We start from the raw sequence: 16,608 nt of genomic DNA, 5'->3' as shown, positions 1-16,608 counted from the left end.
GCCGGACCTCAGGTGAGTGCTCGCAGGGTCAGGCGCGCCATGACCATCGGGGCGGTTCTCGACGCCCTGAAGCCGGACTTCCCTGACATCAGCATCTCCAAGATCCGCTTCCTGGAGGCCGAGGGGCTGATCACGCCCGAGCGCACCCCGTCGGGCTACCGGCACTTCTCCGACGAGGACGTCGAGCGGCTCCGCTACATCCTGACCGCCCAGCGCGACCGGTTCTGGCCGCTGAAGGTGATCCGTGAGTCGCTCGACGCCCTCGACCGCGGGCTCACGCCGCCGGGCGACAGCGAGGGCGAGCGACCGCAACCGCCGCGGCCCGCCGCCGACCCGGACGTCCCCACCGCGGCTGAGCTGACCCGTCCGGGCACTCTGCGCCTGACGCGCGAGGAGCTGGCGGCCTCCGCCGGTCTCGACACGCCCACGCTGGACGCGCTCGACACCTTCGGGCTCCTTCGCCCCGACGGCGGGGGCCACTACGGCGAGGCTGCGCTGGCGATCGCGCACGCAGCCGCCGGGCTCGCGGCATACGGCATCGAGCCTCGCCACCTGCGGCCGTTCCGCACGGCCGCCGACCGCGAGATCGGCCTGGTGCAGCAGGTCGCCGCGCCGCTGCGCGGCCGAGGTGGCCGGGCCGGCAAGGAGGACCCGACCGGCGACATCCTGCGGCTGTGCATCGCGCTCCACACGGCCCTGGTCAAGGACGGGCTCGGCCAGGCCTGAGACGGGTGCCTGCGTGCGGGGTACGGTGGGGGAGTGAAGGTTCTTGACGTCCTCGGCGTCCGGGTCGAGATGCCCACCAACCACCCGATCGTCCTGCTGCGCGAGCGTGGCGGGGACCGCTACCTGCCGATCTGGATCGGGGCCGCCGAGGCGACCGCCATCGCGTACGCCCAGCAGGGCATCGAGCCTCCGCGCCCGCTGACGCACGACCTGCTCAAGAACGTGATCGAGGGGCTGGGCCACCAGCTCACCGAGGTGCGCATCGTCGCCCTCAAGGACGGCGTCTTCCACGCCGCCCTCGTCTTCGACGGCAAGGTGGAGATCTCCTCGCGGTCCTCCGACGCGATCGCCCTGGCCCTGCGCACCGGGACGGAGATCATCGCGGGGGAGAGCCTGCTCGAGGAGGCGGGGGTGTCCATGGCTCCAGAGGAGGATGACGAGGTCGAGAAGTTCAAGGAGTTCCTCGACCACGTCTCGGCCGAGGACTTCCAGAAGCCCGGCGAGTCCGGCACGGAGCAGGGCCCGCAGAGCACCGAACCTTGAGCCTCAACTGGACATGCAGGGTATGCCGGGGCGGCGCGACACGCCGTAGCCGGAGGGTCCACAGGTCGTTGACGTGCGGCGTTGTGCGGCCGTACCGTCAGGGAGTCCCTAATACGAGCAGTGTAGTTACACAGGAGGTGAGCGCCGTGAACCCTACTGGGAAGCCCCAGCCCGGCACGACGACGGTGCCGGTCGCAGCGCAGGGCCTGTTGTTCACGGACGACCTTCCTGAGCTGAGCGAGGACATCGGCTACCGCGGCCCCACCGCCTGCAAGGCTGCCGGCATCACCTACCGCCAGCTCGACTACTGGGCCCGCACCGGCCTCGTCGAGCCGTCCGTGCGGGGCGCCACCGGCTCAGGCACCCAGCGTCTCTACGGCTTCCGCGACATCCTCGTGCTCAAGGTCGTCAAGCGGCTGCTCGACACCGGCGTCTCGCTCCAGCAGATCCGGGTCGCCATCCAGGCGCTGCGTGAGCGCGGCGTCGAGGACCTCGCCCAGATCACGCTGATGAGCGACGGCGCCTCCGTCTACGAGTGCACCTCCGCCGACGAGGTCATCGACCTGGTCCAGGGCGGCCAGGGCGTCTTCGGCATCGCCGTCGGCCGCGTGTGGCGCGAGGTCGAGGGCGAGCTCGCCGAGCTGCCGAGCGAGCGCACCGAGGACGAGACGCCGGCCGCCCACCCGGACGACGAGCTGACCGCCCGCCGGCAGGCCAGGCTGGCCTGACCCGCTCGCACCCGCCTCGCACGAGCCCGCCTTCCCCCGGGGAGGCGGGCTCTGCTGTAGATTTGACGTGCTGAACACCCCGCGCGGGAGAGTCCCCGCGTGCCGTCGCCACGGCGGTACGGCGGGGCGCCGAAGGGGCAAACTCCCCGGAACCTCTCAGGCGCCAGGACCGCGCGGATCAGGCACCTCTGGAGCGACGACCTCGCGCGGCGTGACAGATGGGGAGGCGTCCTTCGTCGCATCGTGTCAGGAGCCTCATGTCCCACCACGCCCTCCCCGAGTTCGTCGCCCGGCACATCGGCCCGTCCGAGGAGGACGTGGCACAGATGCTCTCGGTCGTCGGCCACGACTCCCTGGAGTCGCTCGCCGACGTGGCCGTGCCCGGGGCCATCCGCTTCGAGCGCGCCCTCCACATCGACCCCGCGCCCTCGGAGTCCGCCGTCATCGAGGAGCTGCGGGCGGTCGCCGCCCGCAACCAGGTGCACACGTCGATGATCGGCCTCGGCTACTACGACACGGTCACGCCGGCGGTCATCCAGCGCAACGTGCTCGAGAACCCGGCGTGGTACACCGCGTACACCCCCTACCAGCCGGAGATCTCGCAGGGCCGCCTCGAGGCGCTGCTGAACTTCCAGACCATGGTCGCCGACCTGACCGGTCTGCCCACCGCCGGGGCGTCCCTGCTCGACGAGGGCACCGCCGCCGCCGAGGCCATGACGCTGATGCGCCGCGCCAGCAAGGCCGCGGCCGACGCCGTGCTCGTGGTGGACCAGCACGTCTTCCCACAGACCCTGGCCGTCATGCAGACCCGGGCAGTGCCGCTCGGCCTCGGCGTGGTGGTCGCCGACCTGACCGGTGTCGCGAGCGCGGACGCCCTGCGCGCTGCCGCCGGAGACCGGGACGTCTTCGGTGTGCTCGTGCAGTACCCCGGTGCCGACGGCGAGCTGCGCGACTGGCGCGCCGTGGCCGAGGCCGCCCACGAGCTCGGGGCCCTCGTGGCAGCCGCCGCCGACCTGCTCGCCCTGACCCTGGCCACGCCGCCGGGGGAGTGGGGCGCCGACGTCGCGGTCGGCACCACGCAGCGGTTCGGCGTGCCCATGGGCTTCGGCGGTCCTCACGCCGGCTACATGAGTGTCCGCGCCGGGCTCGAGCGCTCCCTGCCCGGCCGGCTGGTCGGGGTCTCGGTCGACGCCGACGGCGCCCCGGCCTACCGGCTCGCCCTGCAGACCCGCGAGCAGCACATCCGCCGCGAGAAGGCGACGTCCAACATCTGCACCGCCCAGGTGCTGCTGGCCGTGATGGCCTCGATGTATGCCGTGTACCACGGCCCCGAGGGGCTGGCCGCGATCGCGCGGCGCACCCACGCGCACGCCCGCACCCTGGCCACCGGCCTGCGGGAGGAGGGCGTCGACGTCCGGACGGAGACGTACTTCGACACCATCACCGCCTCCGTGCCCGGCCGAGCCGACGAGGTGGTCCGCGAGGCCGCCAACCGGGGCGTGAACCTGTGGCGGGTCGACGGCGACCACGTCTCGGTCAGCACCGACGAGACGACCACGCTGACCGACCTCGAGCACGTCTGGGCCGCCTTCGGCGTCGTGGGGCTGCGCTCGGTCGAGGTGGCGGCGCCGCAGTGGCCGGAGCGCCTCGTCCGCACCAGCGACTACCTCACGCACCCGATCTTCCACGCGCACCGCAGCGAGACCTCCATGCTGCGCTACCTGCGCCGGCTCGCCGACCGCGACTTCGCGCTCGACCGCGGGATGATCCCGCTCGGCTCGTGCACGATGAAGCTCAACGCGACGACCGAGATGCAGGCCGTCACGTGGCCGGAGTTTGCGGGTCTGCACCCGTTCGCACCGGCCGCGCAGACCGAGGGCATCCGCGGGCTCATCGACGACCTCGCCTCGTGGCTGTGCACCATCACCGGCTACGACGCCGTCTCGCTCCAGCCCAACGCCGGCTCCCAGGGTGAGCTCGCCGGCCTGCTCGCGATCCGCGCCTACCACCGCGAGAACGGCCAGGGAGAGCGCAACATCTGCCTCATCCCGGCCAGCGCGCACGGCACCAACGCGGCCAGCGCGGTCATGGCGGGCATGAAGGTGGTCGTGGTGAAGACCGCTGCCGGCGGCGACATCGACATGGACGACCTGCGCGCCAAGGCGGAGCAGCACCGCGACCAGCTCGCCGCGATCATGGTCACCTACCCGTCGACGCACGGCGTCTTCGAGGACACCATCACGGAGCTGTGCGGCCTGGTGCACGACGCCGGCGGCCAGGTGTACGTCGACGGGGCCAACCTCAACGCCCTCGTCGGACTGGCCCAGCCCGGCAAGTTCGGCGCCGACGTCTCGCACCTGAACCTGCACAAGACGTTCTGCATCCCGCACGGTGGTGGCGGCCCCGGTGTCGGTCCGGTCGCGGTCCGCTCGCACCTCGCGCCGTACCTGCCGAACCACCCCCTCGCCCCCGAGGCTGGTCCGCAGACCGGTGTCGGCCCGATCTCCGCGGCGCCCTATGGGTCGGCCAGCATCCTGCCGATCTCGTGGGCCTACGTCCGGCTCATGGGCGGTGCCGGCCTCACCCGGGCCACGCAGGTGGCGGTGCTGAACGCCAACTACGTCGCGGCCCGCCTGCGGGAGCACTTCCCGGTGCTGTACTCGGGACACGAGGGGATCGTGGCCCACGAGTGCATCCTCGACCTGCGCGACCTGACCAGGCGCACCGGCGTCTCCGTCGACGACGTGGCCAAGCGGCTCATCGACTACGGCTTCCACGCCCCGACGATGTCGTTCCCCGTCGCGGGCACCCTGATGGTGGAGCCGACCGAGAGCGAGGACCTCTACGAGCTCGACCGGTTCTGCGACGCGATGGTCGCCATCCGCGGCGAGATCGCCGAGGTAGAGGCCGGGGAGGTCTCGCTGGCCGACAGCATGCTGCGCAACGCGCCCCACACCGCGGCCGCCCTGGCCGGCAAGTGGGACTACCCGTACGAGCGCTCTGCTGCCGCCTTCCCCGTGGGTGTCGACGCCGCCGACAAGTACTGGCCGCCGGTGAGCCGCATCGACGGCGCGTACGGCGACCGCCACCTCGTCTGCTCCTGCCCGTCCCCGGAGGAGCTGGCGGCGGAGTGACGGCCCGGGAGTGACAGCACCCGAGTGACGGCGTGAACCGACGAGGGGCCCGGCAGCTGCCGGGCCCCTCGTCGTACTCTCAAGCCGCTGTCTCGCTGCCTGCCGCGGTGGAGACGCGCACGGTGGAGCCGCTCTCGGTCTTGTGCACGGTCACCTGGCACGGGATGCGGGTGCGCAGCTCGGCCACGTGGCTGACGACGCCGACAGCGCGCCCTCCCTCCCGCAGCCCGTCGAGCACACCCATCACCTGCTCCAGGCTCTCGTCGTCGAGGGTGCCGAACCCCTCGTCGACGAACAGCGTCTGCAGGTCGAAACCGCCGGACTCCTCGCGCACCGCGTCAGCGAGTCCGAGCGCGAGGGCGAGCGAGGCCATGAACGCCTCGCCACCGGAGAGGGTCGAGGTGTCACGGGTCTGGCCCGTCCACAGGTCCTGCACCCTCAGGCCGAGGCCGCTGCGGGCGCCGCGAGCCGCGAGGTCGTCGGAGTGCTGGAGCCGGTAGCGGCCGTCGCCCATGACGGCCAGCCGCTCGTTGGCGAGCTCGGCGACCTTCTCGAGGCGGGCGGCCAGCACGAAGGCCGACAGGCGCATCCGCAGGGCGTTGTTGCCGCCCGTGCCGGCGAAGGTGTCGGCGAGGTCGCGCACCAGCGCGTGGCGCTCCGCCAGGGGGCCGAGCTCCTCGCACTGGCGCACGAGGTCTGCTGCGAGCCGGGTGACGGCGGCGAGGGTGCGACGGGCCAGGGTCTCGGCGTCCTTGGCCTGGAGCAGGTCGCCCTGCGCCTGCACTGCGATCCCGCGCAGCGAGTCGACGTCGGGCGGCTCGACCTCAGCGGCGGCCTGCACCGCGGGGTCGGCGAGCACTGCCTGGGCTTCGGTGCGCGCGCGGACGTAGTCGTCGCACAGCCGCTGCAGCCGGGTGGTCTCGTCGGCCGAGAGGGCGGCTGCCCGCGCTTCGCCCGGATCGGTGAACCCGTGTGCGGCCAGGGACGTCGCTGCCGCGTCGGACGCCGCCTGCCGGGACTCGGTGGCGGCATCGAGCACCCGCAGCGCGTCCACGTGGCGTTGCGCCGCAAGCATCGTCCGCCGGTGGGCGGCGAGGGCGACGGCGGCCTCGGGCTCGCGGCCCTCGTCGCCACCGGGTGCGGCCGTGGGCGCGGCGCACGGGCAGAGTCGGGTGTGCGTCTCGAGCAGCGAACGGAGGGTCTCGAGCTCCTCGGTCCGGGCCCGCTCGAGCTCGTCGAGCGTCGCCCGGGCACCGACGGCCTCGGCCCGCAGCGCCTCCACGCGGCTTGCGAGCGACGCGCGCTCGGCGCGGGCAGCTGACAGGCCTTCCTCGAGTGAGGAGACCTGCTCCGCCAGCCGACCCGTCTGCTCCACCTCGGAGCGGGCCACGGTCACTGCCTCGCGAAGGGTCTCCACCGACGGCGGCGGCGAGCCGAGCAGCTCGAGGCGGGCTGCGGTCGCCGTGTCGGCTGCCACCAGCTCTCGCTCGAGGGCGGCGTGCTGCTGCTGCGCTGCAGTCCAGGCCGCCTCCGCCACGGCGATGTCGTCAGCCGTGACCTCGACCGTGCGGACGGCCGGGCTCGGGTGCTCGCCCGAGCCGCACACCGGGCAGGGCTCGCCGGAGGACAGGTGCTCGGCCAGCTCGCCGGCCATGTTGGCCAGCCGGGCCTCACGCAGGTCGAGCAGGTGCTCGCGCCGCTCCTGCTCGCGCGTGCGGGCCAGGCTGACGTGCTCGGCCAGCCCGACCCGGGCGGCCGCTCCCTCCTCGTGGTCGAGGCGGACCCGCAGCAGGTGCTCGGTGTCGCGCAGCCGTGCCGACCGGCCGTCGAGGGCGGCCGCCGCTGTCCTGGCCTCACCGAGCCGGTGCTCGGCCTCCGTGCACGCCAGCTCCAGCCCGGCGTCCGTGCCCGCCAGAGTGGCTGCCGACGCCTCGGCTGCAGCGGCCTTAGCCTCGAGGCCGTCCCGCCGCCGGGCCCGCTCGGCGACCGCGCGCTCGAGGCGCACGGCCTCGGCGAGGCCGTCCTCCTGGCCGACGAGTCGGTCGGTCCAGGCGGCGACGCCGTCGAGACCGCGGTCGTCCAGCCCGAACGGGGCAAGCGCCACAGCGCTCTGCTCGGCCGCGGCCGCTGCGGAACGCAGGGTGGAGTCGGCCCGCTCCAGGGCCCGCAGCTCTCCTCCCACCGCCGCCGCCCGTGCGGCGGCGGCCAGCGCGTCGCGGGCCTGCTGGTGCAGGGGAGCGCCGGCGTCGAGCTCGGCGAGCCTCGTCGCGGCGGTGCGGGCGCGCTCCTGCAGGGCGATCACCTGCTCGGCCTCCTGCAGGCGGGTGGTCGCCGTGGTCGCCGAGGTCGTCGCTGCGTCGAGGGCAGCGAGAGCCTGCGCGGCGTGGGCCTCGAGCACGGCCTGCAGGCGCGGGCACTGCTCGCCCACCTGGTGCGGCTCGAGCTCGCGCCAGTCGGGCAGGTCGGCCAGGGCCTCGACCGGGGCGTCGGCCACGGCGTCGGCGAGGCGGGCCAGGTCGGTGGCCAGTGCTTGCTGGTGGCCGGCCAGCTCGTCGGCGGTGCGACGCCGCTCGGAGGCGAGCCACTGCTCGACGGCGGCGTAGGACGAGACGTCGAAGAGGCGCTCGAGCACCTCGCGTCGTGCCTCCGGCGTGGCCCGCAGGAAGGCGGCGAAGTCGCCCTGGGGCAGCAGCACCACCTTGCTGAACTGCTCGAGGCCCATGCCGAGCACCTCGCGGAGCACCGCCGCCACGTCGTCGTGGCGGTTGTCCTTGCCGACCCAGGTGCCGCCCACCTGCTCGTGCAGCACGACGCGCGCGGGCGACTTCGTCTCGCCGTCGCCGCGCTTCTTCGGTCGCAGGAACTCCGGCGAGCGGGTGACCCGGAACCGGCGGCCGGAGGCCGTGAACTCCACGGTCACCTCGGGCACGACGTCCCGGGGCGCGTGGTCGCTGCGCAGCGACCGGCCCGAGGGGCGGGCGCCGGGGACGTCGGCATACAGGGCGAAGCAGATCGCGTCGAGGATGCTGGTCTTGCCTGCCCCCGTCGCGCCCCGGATGAGGAACAGGCCGGCGGACGAGATCTCGTCGAAGTCGATGTCGACCGTGCCCGCGAAGGGGCCGAAGGCGGTGATCGACAGCCGGTGCAGCCTCATGCCACGCCCTCGCGCCGCACGTCGGGACGCCCGGCGGCAGCTCCCTCGTCGTCGTGGCCGGCGCGGGCGAGCCGGGCCGCCTCCACCGCGCCGGCGATGACCTCCCGCTCGGCCTCGGTCGCCGCGTGCCCCGACCGCACGTGCGCGAGGAAGTCGCAGCAGACGTCCACCTCCGAGCGGGCGGCGACGCGGGCGGCATACGAGCTCACCGGCACCGGGGCGCCCTGGGGGTCGAACTGCAGCGACAGCGTGTGCGGGAACCGGCGTCGCACCTGCTCCATGGCACCGAGCGGCCGCACGGCGTCGGTGAGGGTCACCTGGCACCAGGACTTCTCGGCGTGGGCGTGCTCGGGCCGCTCGAGCAGGTCGGCGAGGTCGCCGCGCAGCAGGGCGAGGGACCGCAGCACCGGCGCCTCGAGCTGCTCGCAGCGCACCCCGGAGGAGTCGAGGTCGACGACCCACGAGCCCTTGGTGTGCGACGCCTCGCTGAAGGACATGGCCACGGGGGAGCCGGAGTAGCGCACCGTCTCGTCGATCTGCTGCCGGCCGTGCAGGTGGCCCAGGGCGACGTAGTCTGTGCCGTCGAAGACGCGGGGGTGCACCATGGCCACGCCGCCGACGGTGATGTCGCGCTCGGAGTCGCTGGTGGCCCCGCCGTTGACGAAGGCATGGGCCATCACCACCGACGGCCCCGGCCGCTGCGCGCGGTCGGCGCGCACCCGCTCCATCGCGGCGGCGAGCACGCCGGCGTGCGTGCGCTCACCGGCCCCGAGCGGGTCGGCGGCGATGGAGGGCTCGAGGTAGGGGAGCGGGTAGATCGCGACGCCGTCGACGAACACCGGTCGACCGATGGAGCGGACCGACGAGCGGATGTGCAGGCCCGACCGCTCGAGCAGCCGCGCGGCGAAGCCGAGCCGGATCGCCGAGTCGTGGTTGCCGCTGGAGAGCACCACCTGGGCGCCCGTGTCGATGAGCCGGGTGACCGCCTCGGAGAGCAGCTCGACCGTGTCGGGGGCCGGCAGCGCGCGGTCGTAGACGTCGCCGGAGACCAGCACGGCGTCGACCGACTCGGCCCGAACCGTCTCGACGAGGTGGTCGATGAAGGCCGCCTGGGCGTCGAGCAGCCCCACCTGGTGGAACGAGCGCCCCAGGTGCCAGTCGGAGGTGTGGATCAGCCGCACGACACGCAGGCTAGGAGAGGCCGCCGACAGGGCTGCTGATTTCGCCGGGCGTGCCCCGGATCCGCCCGAGAGAATGAGCACACCACGACCGCCGCACAACCGGTGGCCGCGGTGCCACCGGTGTGGTTGGGTCGATGCAGCGAAGGCACGTCCGTCAGCGAAGGCACGTCGTCACGTCAGGGAGGTCCCCTTGGGCGAAGAGGTCACCGCGCAGAGCTACACGCGCGAGCAGCGTCAGCGCTACCGCGAGAAGGTGCGCCAGAACCTGGACGTCTTCGAGCGGATGCTGTCCCACAGCCACTTCGAGTTCGACCGGCCGATGACCGGCCTGGAGATCGAGCTCAACCTCGTGGACGAGCACTTCCAGCCGAGGTTCGCCAACGCCGAGGTGCTCGAGGCCATCGCCGACCCGAACTACCAGACCGAGCTCGCGCGCTACAACATCGAGCTCAACGTGAGGCCCCGGCCGCTGCCCGGCGACGAGGCCCTGCACCTCGAGGAGGAGCTGCGCGGGTCGCTGAACCGCGCGGACGAGGCGGCCGCCCGGCACGATGCGCACATCGTGGCGGTCGGCATCCTGCCGACGATCATGCCGGAGCACTTCCAGGGCGAGTGGATCAGCGCCAACAACCGCTACACCGCGCTCAACGACTCGATCTTCGTCGCGCGCGGCGAGGACATCTATCTCGACATCGAGGGGCCGACGGGGGAACGGGTCGCGACCTACTGCGACACCATCGCGCCGGAGTCGGCCTGCACCAGCGTGCAGCTGCACCTGCAGGTGGCGCCGGCTGACTTCGCGGCCCACTGGAACGCCGCGCAGGCCCTCGTCGCCCCGCAGATCGCGCTGGCCGCCAACTCGCCGTTCTTCTTCGGCCAGCGGCTGCACGCCGAGACCCGCATCGAGCTCTTCAGCCAGGCGACCGACACCAGGAGCGTGGAGCTGAAGAACCAGGGCGTGCGGCCGCGCGTCTTCTTCGGCGAGCGCTGGATCACCTCGATCTTCGACCTGTTCGAGGAGAACGTGCGCTACTTCCCGGCCCTGCTGGCCGAGGTCTCGGACGAGGACCCGGTGGCCAAGCTCGAGGCGGGCGAGGCGCCCTCGCTCGCGGAGCTGAGGCTGCACAACGGCACGGTCTACCGGTGGAACCGCCCCATCTACGACATCGTCCACGAACGCCCCCACCTGCGCGTCGAGAACCGTGTGCTGCCGGCCGGCCCGACCATCGTCGACGTCATGGCCAACGCCGCCTTCTACTACGGCGTCATCCGCAAGCTCGCCGCCGACGACCGCCCGGTGTGGACCAAGATGAGCTTCGGGGTCGCGGAGCAGAACTTCCACAACGCGGCCCGCGACGGCATCGAGGCCACGCTCTACTGGCCGGGCTACGGCCAGGTCAGCGTCGACGAGCTCGTGCTGCGGCACCTGCTGCCGCTGGCCCACGAGGGACTGAGGGAGTGGGGGGTGTCGGACCAGGTGCGCGAGCGCTACCTCACCGTCATCGAGGGCCGGTGCAAGACCGGCAGCAACGGTGCCACCTGGCAGACGCAGGCCGTCGAGCGCCTTCAGGCGCAGGGGCTCGACCGACAGGCCGCCCTGGGCCGCATGCTCGAGCTCTACCACGGCCACATGCACAGCAACGAGCCCGTGCACACCTGGCCGCTGCCCTGACGGGCAGGGCGCGTATGCCGGCGGCCCGCCTCAGGCGGGCCGGTTCCACATGCGTACGGCGGGAAGCCCGCGCTCGAACTCCAGCACGCTGAGTGCGCCGGCGTCGAGCAGCAGCTGCGCGCCGAAGCGGGGCTCCTTCTGGAGGAAGACGGCGGTGAGCACCCGGAGGAGGTGCCCGTGGGCGACGAGGACGACGTCACCGGCGGTCATGGCACTCGTGGCGCGGCGCACCACCCGTGAGGCTCGGGCAGCCACCTCCTCCACGGACTCGCCGGGCGTCTCGCCGGGGGCGACGCCGTGCTCGAAGACGGTCCAGTCGTAGCCGAGGTGCTCACGGACCTGGGGCGTGGTCAGGCCCTCGTAGGCGCCGTAGTCCCACTCGACGAGGTCGCGGTCGAGCTCGGGCCGCAGGCCGGCCAGCTCGGCCGTCCGGCGCGCCCGTTCCAGGGGGGAGGACAGCACGAGCGTGAAGTCGAAGCCCTCCAGGGCTCCGGCGAGACCGCTGGCGGCCTCCTCCCCGGCCGGGGTGAGCGGCAGGTCGGTGACGCCGGTGTGCTGGCCGGTGCGCGACCACTCCGTCTCGCCGTGGCGGACGAGCACGAGCCTCCCCTCCGGCTGCCTCAGGGTCGTCGTCTGCTCGGTCTGCACCTCTGCGGTCTCCACCCGCGTCACCCTACGGTCTGCCACAGTGGGCCCATGAGGCTGCCGTTCCGCTTGCTGAATGTCTTCGCCAACGAGGGGGACCCGTTCTCGGGCAACCCGCTGTGCGTCTTCGAGGACGCTGCCGACCTCGACGAGGAGCAGATGCAGGGCCTGGCCCGGCAGTTCAACCTCTCCGAGACCACGTTCGTCATGCCGCCCGACGGCCAGTACCACCCGAAGGCGGACGCCCGGGTGCGGATCTTCACGCCCCACTACGAGATGGCCTTCGCCGGGCACCCGACCCTCGGCACGGCCCACGTGGTCCGCGACCTGCTCGACACCGGGAACCGGGTGCGACTGTCCATGGCGGCCGGGGTGGTCCCGGTGCGCGCCAACGGCAACGAGTGGGTCCTCACCGCCAACGAGGGCAAGGTCGAGCGCGACCTCGAGCCGGCCGAGATCGCCCGGACGGTCGGGCTGGCCGAGGGTGACCTCGTGGGTCCCGTCCAGCAGGTCAGCACCGGCAGCGGCCAGATCATCGCCCAGGCCTCCTCGGTGGAGGTCGTGCGGCGCGCTGTGGGCGAGGCCGCCCTCATGCGGCGGTATGCCGGCATGGGCACCCGGGGCGGGGAGACACTGGTCTACCTCTGGGCGCCGACGGGGCCCGACACCGTCGAGGCGCGGGCGCTGTTCACCCAGGGCCCGGCCGTGGTCGAGGACCCGGCCACCGGCTCGGCCTGCTCCAACCTCGGGGCCTGGCTGGTCGCGCAGGGTCGCACGGGCGTGTCGTGGCGGATCAGCCAGGGCGCACAGGTCGGCCGGCCGTCCACGCTCGACCTGAGCGTCTCCGAGGAGGGCGTCGTGCAGGTGGGCGGGCTGGTCGTCGAGGTCGGAGAGGGAGTCGTGCACCTCTGACATGCCCACCTACGTCGTCCTGCTGCGGGCCGTCAACGTCGGCAAGCGCGTCCTCAAGATGGAACACGCCCGGAAAGTCTTGGAGGACAACGCTTTCCTGGACGTCGCCTCGCACATCCAGACCGGCAACGTGCTCGTCACGACCCCGATGCGCAGCCTCGCGAAGGTGGAGCAGGCGGTGGGGGAGTGCCTCTCCGCTGCCGCGGGGTTCGAGATCGTCGCCATGGCCCGGCGGCCCGCAGAGCTGAGCATGCTGGTGGAGGCCGCCGACGGCATACCGCCCTCCTTCGAGGGGGAGGTGCGACGCTACGTCGCGTTCTGCCAGCAGGACGTCGCCGAGGAGGCGGCGGCCCGGCTCGCGGCCTGGGAGGTGCCGGGGGAGAGGGCCCACGTCATCGGTCGGGACGTGCTCGTCGAGCTCGGCCGGGCGTTCCACGAGGCACGCCTCGGCAACGCGGAGGTGGAACGGATCACCGGGGCCGCCGCCACGACCCGTAACCTGACCGTCGTCCGCACACTGGCGCAGAAATGGGGAACCTGACATGACCGACATGGCCGAGGAGACCGGCGGCACCGGCACGGGGCACCGGTCGGTGACGCTGACCCGGGTCGAGAAGGGCGTCTTCGACGTGACCAACGAGCGGGGCGGCTCCATGCGGATCGGAGGGGGCGGAGAGCAGTTCAGCCCGGTCGAGCTGCTGCTGGCGGCCATCGCCGGGTGCACGGCCATCGACGTCGACTACATCACGACCAAGCGGGTCGACCCCGAGACGTTCACGGTGGAGGCGTCGGGGGAGAAGCAGCGCGACGACAGCGGCAACCACATGGGCGACCTGCGGGTCGAGTTCACGGTGACCTTCCCCGAGGGGGCGGACGGCGACCAGGCCCGCGACCGCCTGCCCGGTGCCATCGCCCGCTCCCACGACCGGCTGTGCACGGTGAGCCGCACCGTCGAGCGGGGAACGCCGATCACGACGCGCGAGGCCGGCGCCGGCTCCTAGCGCAGGTCCCTCACCCCACGCGGTCACGCGCCGCCACGAAGGCAGCGACGCAGGCGCGCACGTCCTCCTCGGAGTGCGCCGCCGACAGCTGCACGCGGATGCGCGCCTTCCCCTTGGGCACCACGGGGTAGGAGAAGGCGATCACGTAGACACCGTGGGTGAGCATCTCGTCGGCGATCTGGGCGGCACGCCGGGCGCCGTCCTCGCCGGGGAACATCACGGGCGTGATCGGGTGGTTGCCGGGGAGCAGGTCGAAGCCCTCGGCCGCCATCAGCTCACGGAACAGGGCGGTGTTGCGCCGGAGCGTCTCGCGGCCCTCGCCGGAGGCGCGGGCCAGCTCGATGGCCTTCAGGGAGCCGGCCGTGACCACGGGGGCGACCGCGTTGGAGAACAGGTAGGGGCGCGAGCGCTGGCGCAGCAGGTCGACGATCTCCTGGTGCGCGCTGACGTAGCCGCCGGAGGCGCCGCCGAGGGCCTTGCCGAGGGTGCCGGTGATGATGTCGACCCGGTCCATGACACCGAAGTGCTCAGGCGTGCCGCGGCCGCCGTCGCCGATGAAGCCCACGGCGTGCGAGTCGTCGACCATGACGAGGGCGCCGAACTCCTCGGCGAGGTCACAGATCTGGTCCAGCGGTGCGAGGTAGCCGTCCATGGAGAAGACGCCGTCGGTGACGACCACCGTCCGGTGCGCCCCCGCGGCCTTGGCGGCCTCGAGCTGGGCCCTCAGGTCGGCCATGTCGGCGTTGCGGTAGCGGTAGCGGGAGGCCTTGGACAGCCGGATGCCGTCGATGAGCGAGGCGTGGTTGAGCTCGTCGGAGATGATCGCGTCACCCTCGCCGAAGAGCACCTCGAAGACCCCGCCGTTGGCGTCGAAGCACGACGAGTAGAGGATCGTGTCCTCCATCTGCAGGAAGTCCGAGACGGCGTGCTCGAGCGTCTTGTGCAGCGTCTGCGTGCCGCAGATGAACCGGACGCTGGCCATGCCGAAGCCCCAGTCCTGCAGCGCCCGGGTGGCGGCCGCGACCACGTCGGGGTGGTCGGCGAGCCCGAGGTAGTTGTTGGCGCAGAAGTTGATCGCCTCCGCCTTGGCGGTGGTGATGTGGGCCTGCTGGGGGGAGGTCAGCTCCCTCTCGTTCTTGGTCAGGCCGGCTGCCTCGATCTCCTCGAGGGTGGCGCGGATCTCGTCCTTCACGGTGCCGTACATGCGTGTCCTCTCAGCTCCAGTCCATGACGACCTTGCCGCACTGACCGGAGCGCGCGGCGTCGAAGGCGTCCTGCCACTTCTCGGCAGGGAAGCGGTGGGTGATCACCGAGGCGACGCGCTCGCGCAGGACCGGTGAGGTCTGCAGCATCGAGCTCATCGCGTACCAGGTGTCGTACATCTCGCGGCCGTAGATGCCCTTGATGGTGATCATGTGCGTGATGACCCGGCCCCAGTCGATGGGGAACGGGTCCTTGGGCAGGCCCAGCATCGCGACGCGGCCGCCGTGGTTCATGTTGGCGAGCATGTCCTCGACGGCCGAGGGCACGCCGGACATCTCGAGCCCGATGTCGAAGCCCTCCTTCATGCCCAGCTCGGTCATGGCCTCGCGCAGGTTGCTGCGGGCGGCGTTGACGACGAGGTCGGCGCCGGCGTTTCTGGCCAGCTCGAGGCGGTAGTCGCTGATGTCGGTCACGACCACGTGCCGGGCTCCGACGTGGCGGGCGATGGCCGCGGCCATGACACCGATCGGACCTGCGCCCGTGATGACGACGTCCTCCCCGGCCATGGGGAACGACAGCGCGGTGTGGGTGGCGTTGCCGAAGGGGTCGAACACCGCGCCGAGGTCGGGGTCGAGGTCGTCGGGCTGCACCCACACGTTGCTCGCCGGGATGACGACGTAGTCGGCGAACGCGCCGTCGCGGTTGACCCCGACACCCCTGGTGTGGATGCAGACGTGCCGCCGTCCGGCCCGGCAGTTGCGGCACGTGCCGCAGACGATGTGGCCCTCGCCCGACGCGCGCTGACCGACCAGGACGCTCGTGACGTCCTCGCCCACCTCGACGACCTCGCCGTAGAACTCGTGCCCGATGACCATCGGCGGCTTGACCGTCGAGGCCGCCCAGTCGTCCCACTGCTCCAGGTGCAGGTCGGTGCCGCACAGGCCCGCCCGCAGCACGCGGATCTTCACGTCGGTGGGGCCGACCTCCGGCTCGGGGACGTCCAGCATCTCCAGCCCGGGACCGGCGGTGGTCTTCACGAGTGCTCGCACGCGCCCAACATAGTGGCAGCGCCTACAGTCACTCCCATGGCCAGGTACTTCGACGTGCACCCCGTCGACCCCCAGCCCCGGTCGATCCAGCAGGCGGTGCAGATCCTCCGCGACGGCGGGGTGGTCGCCTACCCGACGGACTCCTGCTTCGCCCTCGGCTGCGCCCTCGGCAACGCGGAGGGCAAGGAGCGGATGCTGCGCATCCGCCAGCTCGACGACCGGCACCACTTCACGCTGGTGTGCCGTGACTTCGCCCAGATGGCCCACCTCGTGCACCTCGACAACCGGGTGTTCCGGGCCGTCAAGGCGGCGACGCCGGGTCAGTACACCTTCATCCTGCCCGCGACCAAGGAGGTGCCCCGCCGGCTGCTGCACCCGAAGAAGAAGACCGTGGGGGTGCGCATCCCCGACCACCCGGTGGTCCACGCCCTGCTGGCCGAGCTGGGGGAGCCGATCCTGTCCACGACGCTCCTGCTCCCCGGGGACGAGGAGCCGATGACCCAGGGCTGGGAGATCAAGGACCGGCTCGACCACCTGGTCGACGCGGTGATCGACTCGGGCGAGTGCGGCCTGGAGCCGACGACGGTGGTGGACTTCTCGGAGGGCTACCCCGAGGTGGTCCGTCGTGGGGCCGGCGACGTCACGCCCTTCGAGTAGGCG

General features: G+C 72.4%; 14 protein-coding genes and 1 riboswitch. Of the genes, 9 read left to right on the top strand and 5 right to left on the bottom strand.

What is annotated here, in order from left to right:
* Positions 1 to 39 precede the first annotated feature (39 nt).
* The 4 genes from P0Y31_RS06865 (at position 40) to gcvP (ending at position 5,131) form a co-directional block, all read left to right on the top strand.
* Complete coding sequence (locus tag P0Y31_RS06865) at positions 40 to 726, top strand: MerR family transcriptional regulator (RefSeq protein WP_275867690.1); 687 nt, start codon at positions 40 to 42, stop codon at positions 724 to 726.
* Between the two features lie 33 nt (positions 727 to 759).
* Positions 760 to 1,269, top strand: a complete 510-nt coding sequence (locus P0Y31_RS06860; protein WP_275811302.1) for a bifunctional nuclease family protein — start codon at positions 760 to 762, stop codon at positions 1,267 to 1,269.
* Between the two features lie 146 nt (positions 1,270 to 1,415).
* Positions 1,416 to 1,997 (top strand): MerR family transcriptional regulator, encoded by a 582-nt coding sequence (locus P0Y31_RS06855; protein ID WP_275867688.1) that lies wholly within the window; start codon positions 1,416 to 1,418, stop codon positions 1,995 to 1,997.
* A gap of 74 nt (positions 1,998 to 2,071) precedes the next feature.
* Positions 2,072 to 2,179: riboswitch (glycine riboswitch) on the top strand.
* A gap of 75 nt (positions 2,180 to 2,254) precedes the next feature.
* Positions 2,255 to 5,131: an aminomethyl-transferring glycine dehydrogenase gene (gene gcvP, locus P0Y31_RS06850; protein ID WP_275867686.1), complete on the top strand. Its 2,877-nt coding sequence runs from the start codon at positions 2,255 to 2,257 to the stop codon at positions 5,129 to 5,131.
* Positions 5,132 to 5,210: 79 nt separating this feature from the next.
* Here the strand turns inward: gcvP and P0Y31_RS06845 are convergent, their stop codons facing one another.
* Both P0Y31_RS06845 and P0Y31_RS06840 read right to left on the bottom strand, forming a co-directional pair.
* Positions 5,211 to 8,285 carry an SMC family ATPase gene (locus P0Y31_RS06845; protein ID WP_275867684.1) on the bottom strand — a complete coding sequence of 1,025 codons (3,075 nt, stop codon included), beginning with the start codon at positions 8,283 to 8,285 and terminating at the stop codon, positions 5,211 to 5,213.
* The gene (locus tag P0Y31_RS06840; protein WP_275867681.1) at positions 8,282 to 9,466 is read right to left on the bottom strand and encodes an exonuclease SbcCD subunit D; all 1,185 of its coding nucleotides are present in this window, start codon (positions 9,464 to 9,466) and stop codon (positions 8,282 to 8,284) included. Before P0Y31_RS06840 ends, P0Y31_RS06845 begins: the two co-directional genes overlap by 4 nt.
* A 190-nt stretch (positions 9,467 to 9,656) precedes the next feature.
* On the opposite strand from P0Y31_RS06840, the gene P0Y31_RS06835 reads away from it, so the two are divergent.
* Positions 9,657 to 11,138 carry a glutamate--cysteine ligase gene (locus P0Y31_RS06835; RefSeq protein WP_275867679.1) on the top strand — a complete coding sequence of 494 codons (1,482 nt, stop codon included), beginning with the start codon at positions 9,657 to 9,659 and terminating at the stop codon, positions 11,136 to 11,138.
* Positions 11,139 to 11,168: 30 nt separating this feature from the next.
* Here the strand turns inward: P0Y31_RS06835 and P0Y31_RS06830 are convergent, their stop codons facing one another.
* On the bottom strand, positions 11,169 to 11,801 hold the full coding sequence (locus P0Y31_RS06830; RefSeq protein ID WP_275867677.1) for a histidine phosphatase family protein: 633 nt from the start codon (positions 11,799 to 11,801) through the stop codon (positions 11,169 to 11,171).
* Positions 11,802 to 11,834: 33 nt separating this feature from the next.
* Between P0Y31_RS06830 and P0Y31_RS06825 the strand changes: the two genes are divergently transcribed.
* From P0Y31_RS06825 to P0Y31_RS06815, 3 genes are read left to right on the top strand one after another with little or no spacing between them, the layout of a single operon-like run.
* On the top strand, positions 11,835 to 12,695 hold the full coding sequence (locus P0Y31_RS06825) for a PhzF family phenazine biosynthesis protein (protein WP_275867674.1): 861 nt from the start codon (positions 11,835 to 11,837) through the stop codon (positions 12,693 to 12,695).
* 1 nt (position 12,696) lies between these two features.
* Positions 12,697 to 13,236: a DUF1697 domain-containing protein gene (locus tag P0Y31_RS06820; protein WP_275867672.1), complete on the top strand. Its 540-nt coding sequence runs from the start codon at positions 12,697 to 12,699 to the stop codon at positions 13,234 to 13,236.
* Position 13,237: 1 nt separating this feature from the next.
* Entirely contained in the window at positions 13,238 to 13,696 is a 459-nt protein-coding gene (locus P0Y31_RS06815) for an OsmC family protein (RefSeq protein ID WP_275807497.1), read from the top strand.
* A 10-nt stretch (positions 13,697 to 13,706) separates the two neighbouring features.
* Here P0Y31_RS06815 and P0Y31_RS06810 read toward each other — a convergent pair whose 3' ends face one another.
* Positions 13,707 to 14,900 (bottom strand): glycine C-acetyltransferase, encoded by a 1,194-nt coding sequence (locus tag P0Y31_RS06810; RefSeq protein WP_275867648.1) that lies wholly within the window; start codon positions 14,898 to 14,900, stop codon positions 13,707 to 13,709.
* A gap of 10 nt (positions 14,901 to 14,910) precedes the next feature.
* The gene (gene tdh, locus P0Y31_RS06805) at positions 14,911 to 15,948 is read right to left on the bottom strand and encodes an L-threonine 3-dehydrogenase (RefSeq protein WP_275867645.1); all 1,038 of its coding nucleotides are present in this window, start codon (positions 15,946 to 15,948) and stop codon (positions 14,911 to 14,913) included.
* A gap of 36 nt (positions 15,949 to 15,984) precedes the next feature.
* Here tdh and P0Y31_RS06800 point away from each other — a divergent pair, with 36 nt between their 5' ends.
* Positions 15,985 to 16,605: an L-threonylcarbamoyladenylate synthase gene (locus P0Y31_RS06800; protein WP_275867642.1), complete on the top strand. Its 621-nt coding sequence runs from the start codon at positions 15,985 to 15,987 to the stop codon at positions 16,603 to 16,605.
* Positions 16,606 to 16,608 lie beyond the last annotated feature (3 nt).

Source organism: Knoellia sp. 3-2P3 (assembly GCF_029223115.1).
Classification (GTDB): domain Bacteria; phylum Actinomycetota; class Actinomycetes; order Actinomycetales; family Dermatophilaceae; genus Pedococcus_A.
This window is presented reverse-complemented; position numbering and strand designations above follow the sequence as displayed.